At 48.2% G+C, this 14,968-nt stretch carries 14 protein-coding genes and 1 tRNA gene; 4 read left to right on the top strand and 11 right to left on the bottom strand.

Annotated features, from left to right (window positions below; translation table 11 throughout):
• The first annotated feature begins 150 nt into the window (after nt 1-150).
• Entirely contained in the window at nt 151-903 is a 753-nt protein-coding gene (locus ACESLU_RS01340; RefSeq protein ID WP_372634043.1) for a cyclopropane-fatty-acyl-phospholipid synthase family protein, read from the top strand.
• 183 nt (nt 904-1,086) lie between these two features.
• On the opposite strand, the gene ACESLU_RS01335 is transcribed toward ACESLU_RS01340, so the two are convergent.
• The 8 genes from ACESLU_RS01335 to ACESLU_RS01300 all read right to left on the bottom strand — a co-directional run bounded on the left by ACESLU_RS01335 (nt 1,087) and on the right by ACESLU_RS01300 (nt 8,416).
• A complete protein-coding gene (locus tag ACESLU_RS01335; RefSeq protein WP_372634041.1) occupies nt 1,087-1,743 on the bottom strand; it encodes a hypothetical protein in 657 nt (218 codons plus the stop codon).
• A 367-nt stretch (nt 1,744-2,110) separates the two neighbouring features.
• The gene (locus tag ACESLU_RS01330; protein WP_372634039.1) at nt 2,111-4,303 is read right to left on the bottom strand and encodes a sodium-translocating pyrophosphatase; all 2,193 of its coding nucleotides are present in this window, start codon (nt 4,301-4,303) and stop codon (nt 2,111-2,113) included.
• A 23-nt stretch (nt 4,304-4,326) separates the two neighbouring features.
• Nucleotides 4,327-4,884: an aminoacyl-tRNA hydrolase gene (gene pth, locus ACESLU_RS01325; protein ID WP_372634036.1), complete on the bottom strand. Its 558-nt coding sequence runs from the start codon at nt 4,882-4,884 to the stop codon at nt 4,327-4,329.
• Nucleotides 4,885-4,911: 27 nt separating this feature from the next.
• On the bottom strand, nt 4,912-5,625 hold the full coding sequence (locus tag ACESLU_RS01320; RefSeq protein WP_372634034.1) for a 50S ribosomal protein L25: 714 nt from the start codon (nt 5,623-5,625) through the stop codon (nt 4,912-4,914).
• Nucleotides 5,626-5,798: 173 nt separating this feature from the next.
• Nucleotides 5,799-6,731, bottom strand: a complete 933-nt coding sequence (locus ACESLU_RS01315; protein ID WP_073063848.1) for a ribose-phosphate pyrophosphokinase — start codon at nt 6,729-6,731, stop codon at nt 5,799-5,801.
• 79 nt (nt 6,732-6,810) lie between these two features.
• Nucleotides 6,811-6,881 (bottom strand) — tRNA-Gln (locus ACESLU_RS01310).
• Nucleotides 6,882-6,933: 52 nt separating this feature from the next.
• Nucleotides 6,934-8,121, bottom strand: a complete 1,188-nt coding sequence (locus ACESLU_RS01305) for a DUF2851 family protein (protein ID WP_372634032.1) — start codon at nt 8,119-8,121, stop codon at nt 6,934-6,936.
• Nucleotides 8,111-8,416, bottom strand: coding sequence for a YtxH domain-containing protein (locus ACESLU_RS01300; RefSeq protein WP_372634029.1), 306 nt, complete (start codon nt 8,414-8,416; stop codon nt 8,111-8,113). Before ACESLU_RS01300 ends, ACESLU_RS01305 begins: the two co-directional genes overlap by 11 nt.
• 133 nt (nt 8,417-8,549) lie before the next feature.
• Here ACESLU_RS01300 and ACESLU_RS01295 point away from each other — a divergent pair, with 133 nt between their 5' ends.
• Complete coding sequence (locus tag ACESLU_RS01295) at nt 8,550-9,074, top strand: phosphoribosyltransferase family protein (protein ID WP_372634026.1); 525 nt, start codon at nt 8,550-8,552, stop codon at nt 9,072-9,074.
• 67 nt (nt 9,075-9,141) lie between these two features.
• Nucleotides 9,142-10,089: a DUF3078 domain-containing protein gene (locus ACESLU_RS01290; RefSeq protein ID WP_372634025.1), complete on the top strand. Its 948-nt coding sequence runs from the start codon at nt 9,142-9,144 to the stop codon at nt 10,087-10,089.
• A gap of 25 nt (nt 10,090-10,114) precedes the next feature.
• Here ACESLU_RS01290 and ACESLU_RS01285 read toward each other — a convergent pair whose 3' ends face one another.
• Nucleotides 10,115-11,644 carry an aldehyde dehydrogenase family protein gene (locus ACESLU_RS01285; RefSeq protein ID WP_372634022.1) on the bottom strand — a complete coding sequence of 510 codons (1,530 nt, stop codon included), beginning with the start codon at nt 11,642-11,644 and terminating at the stop codon, nt 10,115-10,117.
• A gap of 115 nt (nt 11,645-11,759) precedes the next feature.
• Here ACESLU_RS01285 and ACESLU_RS01280 point away from each other — a divergent pair, with 115 nt between their 5' ends.
• Nucleotides 11,760-12,548 (top strand): TrmH family RNA methyltransferase, encoded by a 789-nt coding sequence (locus ACESLU_RS01280; protein WP_372634019.1) that lies wholly within the window; start codon nt 11,760-11,762, stop codon nt 12,546-12,548.
• A 158-nt stretch (nt 12,549-12,706) separates the two neighbouring features.
• On the opposite strand, the gene ACESLU_RS01275 is transcribed toward ACESLU_RS01280, so the two are convergent.
• Complete coding sequence (locus ACESLU_RS01275) at nt 12,707-13,936, bottom strand: NAD(P)/FAD-dependent oxidoreductase (protein WP_372634017.1); 1,230 nt, start codon at nt 13,934-13,936, stop codon at nt 12,707-12,709.
• An 18-nt stretch (nt 13,937-13,954) separates the two neighbouring features.
• A complete protein-coding gene (gene murI, locus ACESLU_RS01270) occupies nt 13,955-14,782 on the bottom strand; it encodes a glutamate racemase (RefSeq protein ID WP_372634015.1) in 828 nt (275 codons plus the stop codon).
• Nucleotides 14,783-14,968 lie beyond the last annotated feature (186 nt).

Below are 14,968 nucleotides of genomic sequence, written 5' to 3'. Positions count from 1 at the left end.
CGGTGCAAAATATTCTTACATAACTTAACACTGTTAAGTTTCAAATGCTAAAAACCCATGTCAAAGTCAGAAAGCTGTATTTGCAAAAGAGCCTGAACTTTTATTCCTTCGTGTGAAATACTGTTAACATAATTATGTAGAAAGAGGTTCATGGATTGGTTTGAAGAATGGTTTGACAGTCCCCTGTATGAAAAGTTATACGCAAACCGGGATGAAGAAGAGGCGGCACAGCTGATCGAACTGCTGGAGGAGACACTCTCTCTGCAAAAATGTTCGAAAATATTGGATCTGGGTTGCGGACGGGGACGTCATTCGATAAATCTGTCAAAAAAAGGATACCAGGTAACGGGTATTGATCTTTCCGAACAGGCCATTGCTACGGCTCGTGAGAAAGCGGGGGCGGAGGGGATTGATGACATCCGATTTAAAGTTCGGGACATGCGTGACCCACTGCCGGAAACCTTTGATGCGGTCGTTAATCTCTTTACGACGTTTGGGTATTTTAAATCCGATGCAGAAAATGCCAGTGTATTCGACAGCGTCAGACAAATGTTGGTTCCGGGAGGCATTTTTGTGCTGGATTATTTAAATGCTGCCCAGGTTCGCAACACTATCCGCTCATCAGAAGAGGGTTCCTTCCATGGCATCCATTATACGATCAGGCGGTATATAAAGGATAATGCGGTGTTCAAGAAAATTGAATTCTCAGGGGATGAGATTGACGGCACCAAAAACTATGCAGAACGGGTCAAGCTCTATACGCGGTCATGGTTTGAACGGGAAATGCATAAGAGGAATTTATCGATTGACCATATTTACGGAGATTATCAAGGGAGTGACTTTGATCCGGAAAGCAGCAATCGCTTGCTGATTATTAGTCACCTGGAAAGCAGGAAGTCTTAAGTTTGTAAGTGTTAAGTAACGGTCTGTCTATCTGGTAACCGGTAACGAATAACAGATATCTAAATTCATTCCTGACAGGGAGTTTAGAAAACGGCAGCCCCCGATAACCGATAACGAATAAACCAATAAATACCATTTATCCTGACAGGGGAGAAAAAAAATAAAGAACCTTTTACCGGTACCTTACAGCACGGTATCAGGAAACACTTCTTCGGCCCCGTGCGGGGGGCGATCCAGCGTCCAGGTTTCAAAATAAAAATGCCGTTCGGATCGCATTCGCTTGCTGTTGATGCTGAAAAATCGAAAATCGTTATCCACCAGGGACTGGAAAGCCCTAAAAAGGGAAGGATAAATATTTTCTATGGAGAACAGGTGCAGATCAAAACCGTGATGAGCCTGTTCTTTATACAAGACGTAAATCCCGTTTTTGAGAACCTTGCTCAGGGCTTCTTTTTTATGTCCCACATTGGACTCTTCGTCGATTCGAAGCCGGTCAAAATCAACAGATTCCGTTTCGCTGCCTATTATCAAAGGTTCTCCAATGCCGGTAGCAGCTAATGCAGTGGACAAGGAATCATAGGTGCCTGCAGCGGTCGTAATATCATGCGAGAAAGCGTTACTCATCTGCTGAATGACAGCGTCCCCTTTTACGAGGGTATTCAGGCCAAATTGCTCTTCTTCCAGCCTTGTACCCGTGAGATAAAACTTGGAGTAAGTGGGTGTGGGTTTCATAAAGTCAGCCAGCGTTGCATCCACTTCTTCGGGGGTCTTATTGGCGTTTCGCTTGGCCAGCTTATCGAGTCGAAGATCGTGATCGAAAAAAAGTTTGAAAATATCCATGAAAATATCGGGTGATTCGTATTGCCATTAACTAAGCCGGATTTTACATTCAGAATTTAGATCGTGCGTACGTAAAACCACAAAATGCCTGTGGTGCTACTCCTTTCTTTGAACAAACATTTCTTAAGGTTGAACAGGACCTATAACAAAGCTCTCAATTAAAGTAAGAGGCGTACTGCTTCTATAATAATGATAACCCATTGCTATTAAAAGGGTTCAAAATAGACCTTGTTTTCGTAGGAGAAAAATACGGCCGAAACGATATGTAGGCTTGAACTGTACCCGAAAATACGGCTTAATAAAACAAACCCCGATATCCCGGATGAAGCGGGATACGGGGTTTTAACTTAAAACCGGCTGTTAAGCTTTAAATCATTGTAGCAATTACGAGTGCTACTACGGACATAAGCTTCAACAGAATATTCAGCGAAGGTCCGGAAGTATCTTTAAACGGGTCGCCGACGGTATCGCCGACAACGGCTGCTTTGTGTGCATCGGAGCCTTTGCCGAGCGTTTGACCGCCCACTTCATAGCCTTCTTCAATCATCTTCTTGGCATTGTCCCACGCGCCGCCGGCGTTGGATTGAAAGAGGGCCATCAACACGCCGGAAGCCGTAACACCGGCCAGTAGACCGCCAAGCATTTCGGGACCGCCCAGGAAGCCGAATGCGACCGGAACGACGACCGCAAGCACCCCGGGAGCGACCATCTCTCGCAGAGAGGCCGTTGTGGAAATAGCTACACATTTTTCATATTCGGCTTTGCCCTCCGCCTTCTCAAAAATAACACGGTCTTCTTCCGACCATTTTTCAAGCTTCTCGCCTTCATTGCGGGCCATCGCATCAAGCCCGGCACGCAGTTCGGGAATATCTTTAAACTGGCGACGAACTTCTTCGATCATCGACATCGCTGCGCGTCCCACTGCTTGCATGGAAAGAGCAGAAAACAGAAAAGGAAGCATGGCCCCGATAAAAAGCGCGGCCATCACATAAGGATCCGTCACGCTGATAGAGATATTCGTTCCGGGATTAACGGCCTCATACGACGTGATAAAGGCGGCAAAAAGGGCGAGTGCAGTTAAGGCTGCAGACCCGATAGCAAAACCTTTACCGATAGCAGCTGTGGTGTTGCCAACCGCATCGAGTTTGTCGGTTCGTTCCCGAACTTCGTCGGGAAGTTCAGACATTTCAGCAATACCACCGGCATTGTCGGATATCGGTCCGTAGGCATCCACCGCCAGCTGAATTCCGGTATTGGAAAGCATACCCACCGCAGCAATGGCAATACCGTACAGACCGGCGAAGTGGAAGGCCCCGATAATAGCCGTAGCGATAATAATAATCGGAATAGCTGTTGAGATCATGCCCACGCCCAAACCGGCAATAATGTTCGTTGCGGTACCGGTAACGGACTGCTCTACAATAGATTTGACGGGGTTGGTACCGGTGCCGGTATAATGTTCGGTGATCAACCCGATCAGCAGTCCCGCTGCCAACCCGAAGATGGTAGCAAAAAACACCCCGTTCGGCGTGTACGTAATGTCATTGAATACCCAGGTTTCGGGCAGCATCCAGTGGATGATGAGGTAGGAAGCTACCAGCATCACGGCGGCAGAAGTAAATTCGCCAATGTTCAGTGCAGACTGTGGATTTCCCCCTTCTTTTACGCGTACAAAGAACGTGCCCAGGATGGAAGTGAGAATACCCACTCCGGCCAGTACGAGTGGTAACAATACGGCGTTTAATCCACCGAAAGCATTGGTTTCCGCAAATCCCGTAAGTCCTATGAAGGCCGCCCCCAGTACCATTGCTCCGATAATAGAGCCTACATACGATTCAAAAAGATCGGCCCCCATTCCGGCAACATCGCCGACGTTATCGCCGACGTTATCGGCTATAGTAGCAGGATTCAGCGGGTGGTCTTCAGGAATTCCGGCTTCCACTTTTCCCACGAGATCAGCACCCACATCGGCTGCTTTCGTATAAATTCCGCCCCCGACACGAGCAAAAAGAGCAATAGACGATGCACCAAAAGAAAATCCGGTTACAACCGCCAGTACTCTTTTAACACTTTCAGCTGTACCGACACCAAATTGACCGCCAAAAAAGAGGAAGAGAATACCGAGTCCCAATACTCCCAAACCTACGACCCCGAGTCCCATCACAGAGCCCCCGGCAAAAGCGATGTTCAGTCCTTCTCCGAGGCTGCTGCGTGCGGCATTGGTTGTGCGCACATTTGCCTTGGTGGCCACTTTCATACCTATGAATCCGGCCAGCCCTGAACAGATGGCTCCCAGAATAAATGAAATGGCAACCATCCAGCTTGAAAGCTGAGGGTCAGCGCTCCAACCGAGGATGACCGCTACCACAACCACAAAGACGGCAAGAACCTTGTATTCTGCTTTGAGGAAAGCCATTGCTCCCCTGGAAATATGGGAACTGATGGTCGCCATTTTTTTGGTTCCCACTTCTTGTTTTGAAACCCAGGATGATTTAAAAAAGGTATATAGCAGTGCTATAACACCACTGAGCGGGATTAAGTAGGTTAGTAATGTATCCATATCTTATTTAGTTAATTGTTGGATTAGTTAAAGTTATTCATCGCTTCATCGATCCCATCCCTGACAAAGGTAAAACTGGCATCGATCGCATTATCGATGGTTGAAGTCATAATGTCCTGCTCTTTTTCAGTAAAAGGGGAGAGAACATACTGTACTTGCCGTCCCCTCGGAAAATCATTTCCAATCCCGATGCGCAAGCGGGGAAAAGCATCTGTTCCCAATTTTTGAATAATATCTTTAATCCCGTTATGCCCCCCTGCGCTGCCCCCGGGACGCAGGCGAATGGTACCCAACTCTAAATCGAGATCATCGTAGCACACCAGGCAGTTCACGGTACCCTCTTTGTACCAGTGAAGCAATTTTTGCACGGCATCTCCACTGTTATTCATATAGGTGGTAGGCTTTGCCAGGTAGACATTCTGTCCCGCATGGCGCCCTTTACCAACATGAAAAGGGCCCTTTCCGGGCCCCATTCTCACTGACATTGCCTCGGCCAGCTTATCAATGAATGTAAATCCAATATTATGACGCGTACCAGCATACTTGCGTCCGGGATTTCCCAGACCTACGATAACAGGCATAACGCAATCACGCTGGTTTGGTCAAAATTACTGTTCGGTTTCGTCTTCCGCGCCTTCTTCGGATTCTTCTCCTTCGGCCGCTTCTTCTCCTTCTTCGAGTTCTCCTTCGACCGGTTCCTCGCCTTCTTCAAGCTCTTCTTCGCTTGGCTCTTCGGTAATAAGGGAAGAGGTAAGCAGTTCTTCGGATTTTGGAGGACGAATAGTGACAATTGTTCGACTGAGATCGTCCAGCGGGGTAATGCCTTCAAGTTCGAGATCGCTCACGTGCAGCGAATCCCCGATCTTCAGGTCACTGACATCCACGCTATACACGCCCGGGATAAGATCAGGCGTTACACGTATTCGTAAAATATGCAACGGCTGGAAGATGCGTCCGCCCCCCTCGGTTACCCCTTCGGGTGTTCCTTCAAGGTGAATCGGTACGCTGATTGTCACTTTATAATCATCAGCCAGTACATAAAAGTCCACGTGCACCGGGCGATCCGTCAGCGGATGAAATTCAACCTCCTTGAGAAGGGTCTTGTAGGTTTCGCCGTCAACATCTATTTCAATAATCTGGCGTTTACTAACCGACAGTATTTTTTCGAGTTCAAGTTCGTCAATAGAAAAATGAACGTTTTCATCCACTTTTGGCCCGTACAGCACGCTGGGTACCCGCATAGCATCACGAAGCGCATCAGCGGCCCTGCGACCGGTTTCTCTTACTTTTCCTTCCAATGTAACAACTTCAGGAGTAGTCATAATTCTGTTAAGTTAGTTTTTACCACTAAGCACAAAATCACCTAATGTGACTTCACTGTATACGCATGCTGTCTTTCAGACAAGGTTAATCGTTATTCATTATTCATTTCAGTAAATACCCGCTAACGCGGATGGTAATGAATGAGTGCTTTCGTGTTTTTGTGGTTGCCAGGTTAATCGTCAAAAAGTGCGCTTATTGTATCGTTGGTATGGATACGTTGTATCGCTTCCGCAAAAATACCGGCAACGCTAAGTACCTTGATTTTATTCGAAGGCTTGCGCAGCGGTACGGTATCCGTTACCAAAAGCTGATCAATAGGTGAATCTTCAATTCGCTGATACGCAGGTCCCGATAAAATGGGATGCGTACAGGTTGCAATGATATTTAACGTTCCGCGTTCCCTTAATGCGGAGGCAGCGTTGGTAAGCGTACCCGCCGTGTCGATGAGGTCGTCAACGATCAGTACGTTTTTACCTTCTACCTCCCCGACGATATTCATAACTTCAGCCACATTTTGCTTGGGACGCCGCTTGTCGATAAAGGCGAGTCGCGCTCCGAGGCGTTTTGCATAAGAGCGGGCCATTTTCAGGCTGCCCACATCCGGAGCTACCACCACAAGGTTTTCAATCGGGTGTTCGCTAAAATGATCAATAAACAACCGGCTGGCATATAAATGATCAACCGGTATGTCAAAAAAACCCTGAATCTGGGCCGCGTGCAAATCCATGGTCAGGATCCGGTCGGCTCCCGCTTCCGTCAGCAGGTTCGCCATCATTTTGGAAGCAATGGAGACCCGCGGCTGATCTTTACGATCCTGCCGTGCATAACCGAAATAGGGGATGACCGCGGTTACCCGCTTGGCTGATGCCCGCTTGGCAGCATCCAATAGCAGCAGTAGTTCTATAATGTTGTTGCCCGGCGGGGGGGTGGATTGCACCACAAAAATATCTTCGCCGCGAATGCTCTGTTCATACTTTACATAGAGTTCGCCGTCTGAAAAAGGTTTGATCGTAACCTCCCCCAGTGAAGTACCGTACTGTTCCGCAATAGCCCGCGATAAAGCTAAGTTACTGCGTCCGGCAAATATGGCTAAGGGTGTATCCAACGGAGCGGAATTCAGAAGTTCGGTTTATAAAAGAAAAGGATGGCTTTGCAGTCATCCTTTATATTTGTGATATCAAATGTTGCCCGGGGAGGATTCGAACCCCCACTGACGGTACCAAAAACCGCTGTCCTGCCATTAGACGACCGGGCAATCAGACCCCTTTTTTAACAGATTCAGATAATAGGGATTTACCTGTTTTAAATCAAGGAGAAATCGCATTTTTAAAGACAAAACATTTCTGACAATGACCCGTCTTGCAGTAGTTGCGTAACTGGTGGATGGTTCCCAGTTTTTGGGAGTAGCAGTCGGGATCGATCGCTGTCTTGTGAAGTGCCTTAAGCAGGGATTGCGGCAGGGGAACGCGGTGTGTTTGCCATAAATGCCAGCTTTTATTTTTTAACTTCTCGGAATAGAACAGGTTGCCAAGTGTATAAAGAGCCGGCAAAAACACGACTCCGAAAAGGATTGAAGACCGTTCTTTGCCAAGTGATGGGGTGATATCGATTGATCCTACAAGTTTGTCCCATAGTTTAAGGGGTTCTCCCAGCATCCATTGTTCGAAAGGGAGATGGTAAAGATGCCATAGCCCCAGTGCGGCCTGCTGGATGCGATGTTCGGGGTGGTTGTATGGCCGGCATCCTCGGTGGTTCCAATGAAACGGAGGAGAAGGCCCGTTATCCGCCAAAATACCCGAAACCGCAAGAGCATCATTCCGCAAATCCCCGGCAGAGGAATAGGATTCGATTCGATCAAAGAGCCGCCGGCCGAGTCTGCGCATCGGTTTACGGTTGTGAGAAATTCCCAATCCGTCAAAAAAAGCGATACACAACAGCTTCAGCCAGGCGCGGGAAGGGGACAGAGATGGATCATAAAATGTTAGCAGATCATTAACTTTTTGTTCGAAATATTCTTTATGCGCTTTTTCAAGCTGTATGAGAAAAGCCTCTTCTGAAATAAACGAAAGATATTTGGCACAAGACAACTGTGGATGTTTAAGATACCGGAGAAGAAATGATTCCAGCGGTTTGAATAGATATGGCCCCAGCCAGAGTGTGGGAACAACCGACTGGTCATGACGCCGGACTGTTCCGGCGGTTTCTTCAAACACCACGTGTAAAATGACATTATTATAGCGGGGATCCTGCCTGTGGGCATGCGATTGCCAGTCAGACAGCTTCCAGTGAATTTCCACATCGCCGTACCAACGCAGGTTGCCAATGGTGATTTCAGCGCTCTCGAAATCAGGGCCGTCTGTCTTATTGAGGCTGCCCGGGCAGCGAACCTGTACTTTCTGTCCGGAAACCGTGTACAATTGTTGTCTGTCAAAGCGACCGGTTTCCCAGATCCAGTGGAGTAACTTTTCGTGATATGAGGGTTGGCTACCGCTCATTGATAAGCTCTTGCTCAGTCAAATCAATGCGCTCGGTAGCTTCATACAGGTCCGGGATGTTTTGCTTCAGTCCATCATGTACGTTTTTCCGAATATGATGTAGTTTTACCCGGCCTTTCCGGTTGGCCCTGTTACGCCGACGTTCCATCCAGTCGGTGAGCTCGTCAGCTTGTCCGGTTAACCAGGCCCGGTTTTGTCGCCCGCTTTTGGGAGTCAGCAAAACCCCGAGTGTGACCCCGCCGATAAATGAACCGGTGGCCAGAAGGAGGGAGTTGAAGATAGATTTCTTAATCATAATGAATCTCTTTTTAATGAATGTTATCTTGTTGGGAATACTATATATTCCATTCTTATGGTTATAATGTATCAAATACATCTTAAATTATAAATAGTGATTCAAAATAATTTCAGTCTAAAGAAGACATTATATGGTTGATTCAGATAATCTAATCCTCATGACGAACGATCGAATTAACCGTTCTCTGAAACGAATGGGCCACGAGATCATTGAAAGGAATAAGTCCGATTATCCTATCGCACTCTTTGGAATTAACCAGCGCGGTTTAGCCGTAGCAAAGGAATTAGGCAGGGTTTTGTCGGATATAATCAATCATGAGGTTAAAGTTGTTCCGTTGAATTTGGAAGCAGATTCGCCGGCCGAAGAAAAATGGAGGGAACGTACATACGAAAAGCAGCATTTTATCGTTCTTGTAGATGACGTTATCTTTTCGGGACGAACGATGTTCCGTGCACTGACAGCCACGGTCAACCAATTGGAGCCTGCTGAAATATATACAGCCGTCCTCATTGATCGGGGGCATCGTAAATACCCGGTAAAAGCAGAATTTTATGGAATGAAACTGCCGACCAAGCTTGATGAACATGTAGCGGTGATGGTCAAAAAAGGCAAAGTACAGGAAGTTCAGCTGACTTATGAAGGCGATGTTTCATAGTTGTTTTTTTTTATCGTATTTTAAACTGCTAACTGACTCTGACGTAAACAATAACAATAAATTTGAAATGCGCAAATATGTTCCCCTGTTTGTTTTTGTATGGCTGATGCTGGGCTTTATGAGACCCGTATCGGGACAGGAAGCGATCAGGATAAGTGAACTTCTTAAAGATGACGGTGATATTTCTATTCAGGATATTTCCAGGATAGATAAAACCGTTGTTGTCGCCGATACGCTTGATGGCTGGCAGGCCAGCTGGGTAGGGGGAATCAATGGGGCGCAGGCCGCTTATAATAACTGGAGTCAGGGGGGGACAAACACCATTAGTGTTACCGGCTCTACCGTCTTTAATCTTAAGTTTCGCAAAGAGCGATTTGCCTATGCGTTGGATACCAATCTGCGATACGGCAAAGCGAGAATTGAAGATGAAGGGACCCGAAAGACGGACGACCGGGTGGCTATTAATAACAAGTTCAGCTATCTCTTCAATAATGATAAATGGAGTGCATTCGCCAACATCAATTTTAGCACACAGTTTGACAAGGGGTTTGATTACAGCGTTCCGGATACCGTCCAGCCCCGGTTGATTTCCAAGATCTTTTCACCGGCCTATTTTACTCAGATTACAGGTATCGCTTTTACGCCGGCTGACTATTTTTCTTTACAGGCGGGTATGGCCATGAAAGAGACGATCATAGCTGATACCTCTTTGTCCGAACGTTATGGTTTGGGCGCGGGGGAAAGATTTCGTTTTGAGCCGGGTTATTCAACGGCTATGTTTTTTGAAAAAGAGTTGTTCAGCAATGTACGTCTTATCAGTTCGGTAGAAACATTTACCAACCTGCAGCGTAATTTATCAAGCACCGATGTCCATTTTTCCAATGAACTGGTCGGCAAGATAAATAATTTTATGAATATGTCTTTCCAGTATGTCACAATCTATGACGATGACTACTCCAAAAAGGTGCAGGTAAAGCAGGTCTTGTCCGCCGGGATATCGGTTTCTATTTTATAGAGATCTTCATAAAACCGGTCCCCTTTCAATCCACATCAAATTCAATGCCCTGGGCCAGCGGCAACTCATCACTCCAGTTGATCGTGTTGGTTTGCCGGCGCATGTACGCCTTCCATGCATCCGACCCGGATTCACGTCCCCCGCCCGTTTCTTTTTCGCCCCCGAAAGCCCCGCCGATTTCGGCACCGCTCGTACCGACATTAATGTTGGCAATGCCGCAATCGGAGCCCCGGGCACTTAAAAACGTTTCCGCTTCGCGGAGATTCAGGGTAAACATAGAAGAGCTGAGTCCCTGTCTGACGTTATTGTGCAGGGCAATGGCTTCATCAAGATCAGCGTATTGAATCAGGTACAGAATAGGAGCGAAGGTTTCTTCCTGTACGATATCCCAGTCATTTTGCGCGGTGACGATAGCCGGACGCACATAATGGCCCTCAGCCAGTTGGTTTTTGTCTAATACCTGGCCGCCGTAAACAAGCTCGCCGCCTTCTTTTTGTACTTCTTCCAGGGCCTTCTGCATATTGTCCACGGCCTGTTGATCGATCATGGGACCTACCAGCGTGTCGTTATCCAACGGGTTTCCGATGATTATATCCCGGTAGATTTCCACCAGGCGTTCTTTCAGGCTGTCGAAAATTTCTTCATGGATAATCAGTCTTCGCGTCGACGTGCAACGCTGACCGCAGGTGCCCACCGCGCCGAATGCAATTGCACGGGCGGCCATCTCAAGATCGGTATCTTTCGAGACAATGATGGCATTGTTTCCACCCAGTTCAAGAATCGTTTTACCCAGACGTGCGGCAACGGTTTTAGCCACTTCCCTGCCCATTCGGATGGAACCGGTAGCGGAAATAAGGGGGATACGCTCATCGCTGCTCATCCATTCGCCCACTTTACGGTCTCCGGTGACCAGGTTGAAGATCCCTTCCGGCAAATCATTGCGTTTCAGCACCTTGGCAATAATATTTTGCACTGCAATGCCACACAGAGGAGTTTTCTCGGAGCCTTTCCAGATCATAACGTTGCCGGCGACGGCTGCTATCATGGCATTCCAGCTATACACGGCTACCGGAAAGTTAAAAGCAGAGATAATGCCGGTAAGCCCCAGCGGATGCCACTGTTCGTACATACGGTGCCGGGGACGCTCGGACGGCATGGTTTTTCCATATAGCATCCGTGACTGACCCACGGCAAAGTCGCAGATATCAATCATCTCCTGGACTTCTCCCAATCCCTCTTGGTAAATCTTGCCCATTTCGTAGGTAACCAGCCGCCCTAAATATTCTTTACGTTCGCGCAGTTCCAGTCCAATTTGGCGTACAATATCCCCGCGTTTAGGCGCTGGTATCATACGCCATTCCTTGAACGCCTCCCGGGCTGTTTCGATTACTTGTTCATATTCCTCGCGGGTGGTAACCGTGACATCAGCGATTTGAGTATTGTCGATGGGCGTGTAGCTGGCAACCTTTTCTTTCGCACCTGATCCCAGAAACTCCTGTCCCGTGCTCGTTCCCGAATTCGTGCCCTCGATACCCAGTTTTCTTAAAAAATCCATAAACTGTTTCTTTTTTTCTATTGGCTTTACGTAAAGATAAGGATACTTTTTGTGTTTTGAAGCCAAAGCTGTTTAATTAATGCGGGATGTTAACAAAAGTGTTAAGATAATTTCCATGAACTCTGTTTCAAACCGTCAGCTCACACTCCTCAGAAAATTAAACCAAAAAAAATATCGCTATGAAAAGCGTCTTTTTTTAATTGAGGGAGCCCGGGCAGTCCGCCAGGTTGCAGGGAATAATACGATCGAAATCGAGACTTTGTTTTTTGACAAAGCTAAGCATTATTGGTCAGAAGACGAGTGGAAACAGCTGATCAGCCATATCGACTCGGCCGTAATAGATAAAGAGCATTTTGCCGGCGTTTCTGATACGGATAATCCCCAGGGTGTGCTGGCAATGTGCCGCATGCCCGAAGAGCAGCCGATCACAAAGATGGGTGCTACAGAAGGGGTCATTGTGGCGCTGGATGCTATCCAGGATCCGGGGAACCTGGGCACTATGATTCGTACGGCCTCGTGGTTTGGGGCAGCCGGAATGCTTTGCGGAAAGGGTACGGTGGACCTGTTCCATCCCAAAGTTGTGCGAAGCACCGCTGGAGCGACCGGTACGGTTCCGCATAGTAACGGAGAACTGTCAAAACTATTGACTGCTTTTGAGGGGCTGGGCTGGAGAATTATATTGCTCAATAAGAGCAAAGAATCCGTTTCCATCTCTACGATCGATCCGCGGGTGAAAACGGTTATTGTTGTCGGAAACGAAGGGCACGGTATCGATAGCCGATTGATGAGTGACACGCGGCTGCAGGCTGAAATAGCGCCGGCAGGACCGCAGCCCAAAGTGGAAAGTTTAAATGCTGCTGTTGCTGCTTCGATTGTGCTGTACCACCTTGCCGGCGAGGAATAATGCTAAAAAAGCGAAACGCTATTATTTGTTAAAAAAACACTCCAGTTCGGCACTGGCTTACAATAATCCTCAAAAGGATCTCATCGACCCGGTTCAAAATAAGAGGGCCTGTGGGGTAACTCCCGGAATGACGAGCAATCAGTTATGAAAAATACGAGCTACCCAAAAGGTAGATGCCGGGCCGCAATCCATCCGGTAGTCCAGGCCGACTGAAAGTTATAGCCGCCGGTAATCCCGTCGATATTCAGCACTTCGCCGGCAAAATACAGACGGGGCCGGATGGTACTCTCCATAGTCCCCGTATTGATTTCCGTGAGCGGCACGCCGCCGCTGGTTACAAATTCATCTTTATAGGTGGTTTTTCCCTGGATCTCGTAGCGTGCACCGGTAAGCTGCTGGGCCAGGTGATGTATCTGGTTGTTCGAAAGCTCAGCCCAGCGCTGCCCATTGTCAATACCTGTGAGTGCAACAAACCGTTTCCAAAGCCGGTTGGGAAGGGCAAAACGGTCTTGCTTGTTGACCAGCTTTCGGGCGTTATAATCCCGCAGCTCATACAGTATTCCCCGCACGTCCTCTTCGTTTTTGGGAGGCACCCAGTTAACGCGAATCGTAAACCGGTACTCTTTGTCGTACAGGTACCGCGCTGCCCATGCTGAAGTTTTGAGCACGGCGGGACCACTGAGTCCCCAGTGCGTGATAAGAAGGGGACCTTGATGTTGAAAGTTCGTGCCATCGATCGTTACGGAAGCTTCCTCAAGGGAAATGCCCGCCAAATCTTCAAAAATTTTGCGACGAAAGTTAAAGGTGAACAGCGAGGGGACCGGGTCAACAATGGTGTGACCGAGGTCGCGGATCCAGTCATATGTTCGGCTTCGGTTCGAGCCGCCGGTAGCAATGACGGCCGCATCAGCGTGGATGGATTTTCCATCTCTGAGATCTATGGTATAACGATTATTTTCGATGGGGGTAATCGCACCGACCCGGGACTTTATACGTATTTCCACGCCCTGTTTTCGGGCTTCTTTTTTTAAACAGCTGATAATCGTGGCGGAGTCGTCGGTGACAGGAAACATGCGTCCGTCTTCCTCGGTTTTCAGATCAACGCCGCGGTCGTTAAACCAGGTTACCGTATCCCGGGCCTGAAATTGCTCGAACGCCCAGCGTAGTTCTTTCCCGCCCCGCGGGTAGGCCATGGATAGCGTTTCCGGATCGAAACAGTGGTGGGTTACATTGCAGCGTCCTCCCCCGGAGATGCGCACTTTCGACAACACCTCCCGGCTGCGCTCAAAGAGGATCACGCGGAGGCCGGGATAAAGGCGTGCGGCATTTACCCCGGCGAAAAAACCGGCTGCGCCCCCGCCAATGACGGCCAATGTGTTATTGCTCATCTGTTACTCCGGTATAATTTACACTTCAACGTATTCGGATTGCACGGTTTGCCCGAAGAAGGTGGCAGCATGATGGTCGAACAATTCGGGAGCATCGGTTGTCAAAAACCGGCGGGTACCGTCTTGTGAGCAGTGTTCATCAATTTCCGGGTGACGTTGCAGATAATTCTGCAGGCTTGCGGCCACAATAGGACCCTGACTGAGCAGGGAAATATCCGCATCCAGAAGCTTGTGAATTTTGGGTTTCAACAGGGGATAGTGCGTGCATGCCAGCAGCATCGTATCAATAGTGGCGGATTGCTGCTGTAGCTGGCTCAGGTATTTTTTTACAAAATAATCGGCTCCCGGATGGTTGTGTTCCCCGTTTTCCACCAGGGGGACCCACATCGGGCAGGCTTGCTGATAGACGGACAGCCGGGGAAACTGTTGCTTGATTTCGATCTTATAGGAATCAGACTGAACTGTTCCGGTCGTCCCCAGCACCCCCACGTGTCCCGTATCGGAGTGCAGGCCGATGACTTCTGCGGTGGGTCTGATAACCCCCAGGACCCTTTTTGGCGGTGCCAAACCGGGTAAGTCCCGCTGCTGAATCGTGCGCAGCGCCTTGGCAGAGGCGGTGTTGCAGGCCAGGATGACCAGGTGGCACTGCTGCGCGAAAAGGTACTTGACACACTGCAGCGTAAACCGGTAGATGGATTCGAACGATCGATTGCCATACGGCGTGCGCGCGCTGTCGCCCAGGTAGAGATAATCGTAAGAGGGAAGCCGGCGGACGATATCTTTCATGACGGTAAGTCCGCCCACCCCGGAATCAAATATACCGATGGGAGCTTTTTTTTTACTCATGCAAGCAAGAAGGTCAGATGATTATGAGGTATATAATAGGCAGAAGGTAGGAAATCGTTCAGTAAAAATTAAAAATTGTATATGAGAAGCTAAGAAGCATCGAAGTTCACTATTTAATGGAACGCAAAGGACGCATCCCAATCCAAGGTCCTCGTTTCTCATTTGTCAATTCTCAATTCCTAATTC

It is taken from the genome of Fodinibius sp. (assembly GCF_041642155.1).
Lineage (GTDB): Bacteria > Bacteroidota > Rhodothermia > Balneolales > Balneolaceae > Fodinibius.
This window is presented reverse-complemented; position numbering and strand designations above follow the sequence as displayed.

Bases quoted from the DNA above. Each gene is read 5' to 3' on its own strand.
- ACESLU_RS01300 (WP_372634029.1), bottom strand. From the start codon at position 8,416: ATGATTAAGAAATCTATCTTCAACTCCCTCCTTCTGGCCACCGGTTCA.
- ACESLU_RS01280 (WP_372634019.1), top strand. From the start codon at position 11,760: ATGAACTCTGTTTCAAACCGTCAGCTCACACTCCTCAGAAAATTAAAC.
- ACESLU_RS01275 (WP_372634017.1), bottom strand. From the start codon at position 13,936: ATGAGCAATAACACATTGGCCGTCATTGGCGGGGGCGCAGCCGGTTTT.
- ACESLU_RS01330 (WP_372634039.1), bottom strand. From the start codon at position 4,303: ATGGATACATTACTAACCTACTTAATCCCGCTCAGTGGTGTTATAGCA.
- ACESLU_RS01290 (WP_372634025.1), top strand. From the start codon at position 9,142: ATGCGCAAATATGTTCCCCTGTTTGTTTTTGTATGGCTGATGCTGGGC.
- ACESLU_RS01320 (WP_372634034.1), bottom strand. From the start codon at position 5,625: ATGACTACTCCTGAAGTTGTTACATTGGAAGGAAAAGTAAGAGAAACC.
- ACESLU_RS01340 (WP_372634043.1), top strand. From the start codon at position 151: ATGGATTGGTTTGAAGAATGGTTTGACAGTCCCCTGTATGAAAAGTTA.
- ACESLU_RS01295 (WP_372634026.1), top strand. From the start codon at position 8,550: ATGGTTGATTCAGATAATCTAATCCTCATGACGAACGATCGAATTAAC.
- pth (WP_372634036.1), bottom strand. From the start codon at position 4,884: ATGCCTGTTATCGTAGGTCTGGGAAATCCCGGACGCAAGTATGCTGGT.
- ACESLU_RS01305 (WP_372634032.1), bottom strand. From the start codon at position 8,121: ATGAGCGGTAGCCAACCCTCATATCACGAAAAGTTACTCCACTGGATC.
- ACESLU_RS01335 (WP_372634041.1), bottom strand. From the start codon at position 1,743: ATGGATATTTTCAAACTTTTTTTCGATCACGATCTTCGACTCGATAAG.
- ACESLU_RS01285 (WP_372634022.1), bottom strand. From the start codon at position 11,644: ATGGATTTTTTAAGAAAACTGGGTATCGAGGGCACGAATTCGGGAACG.
- murI (WP_372634015.1), bottom strand. From the start codon at position 14,782: ATGAGTAAAAAAAAAGCTCCCATCGGTATATTTGATTCCGGGGTGGGC.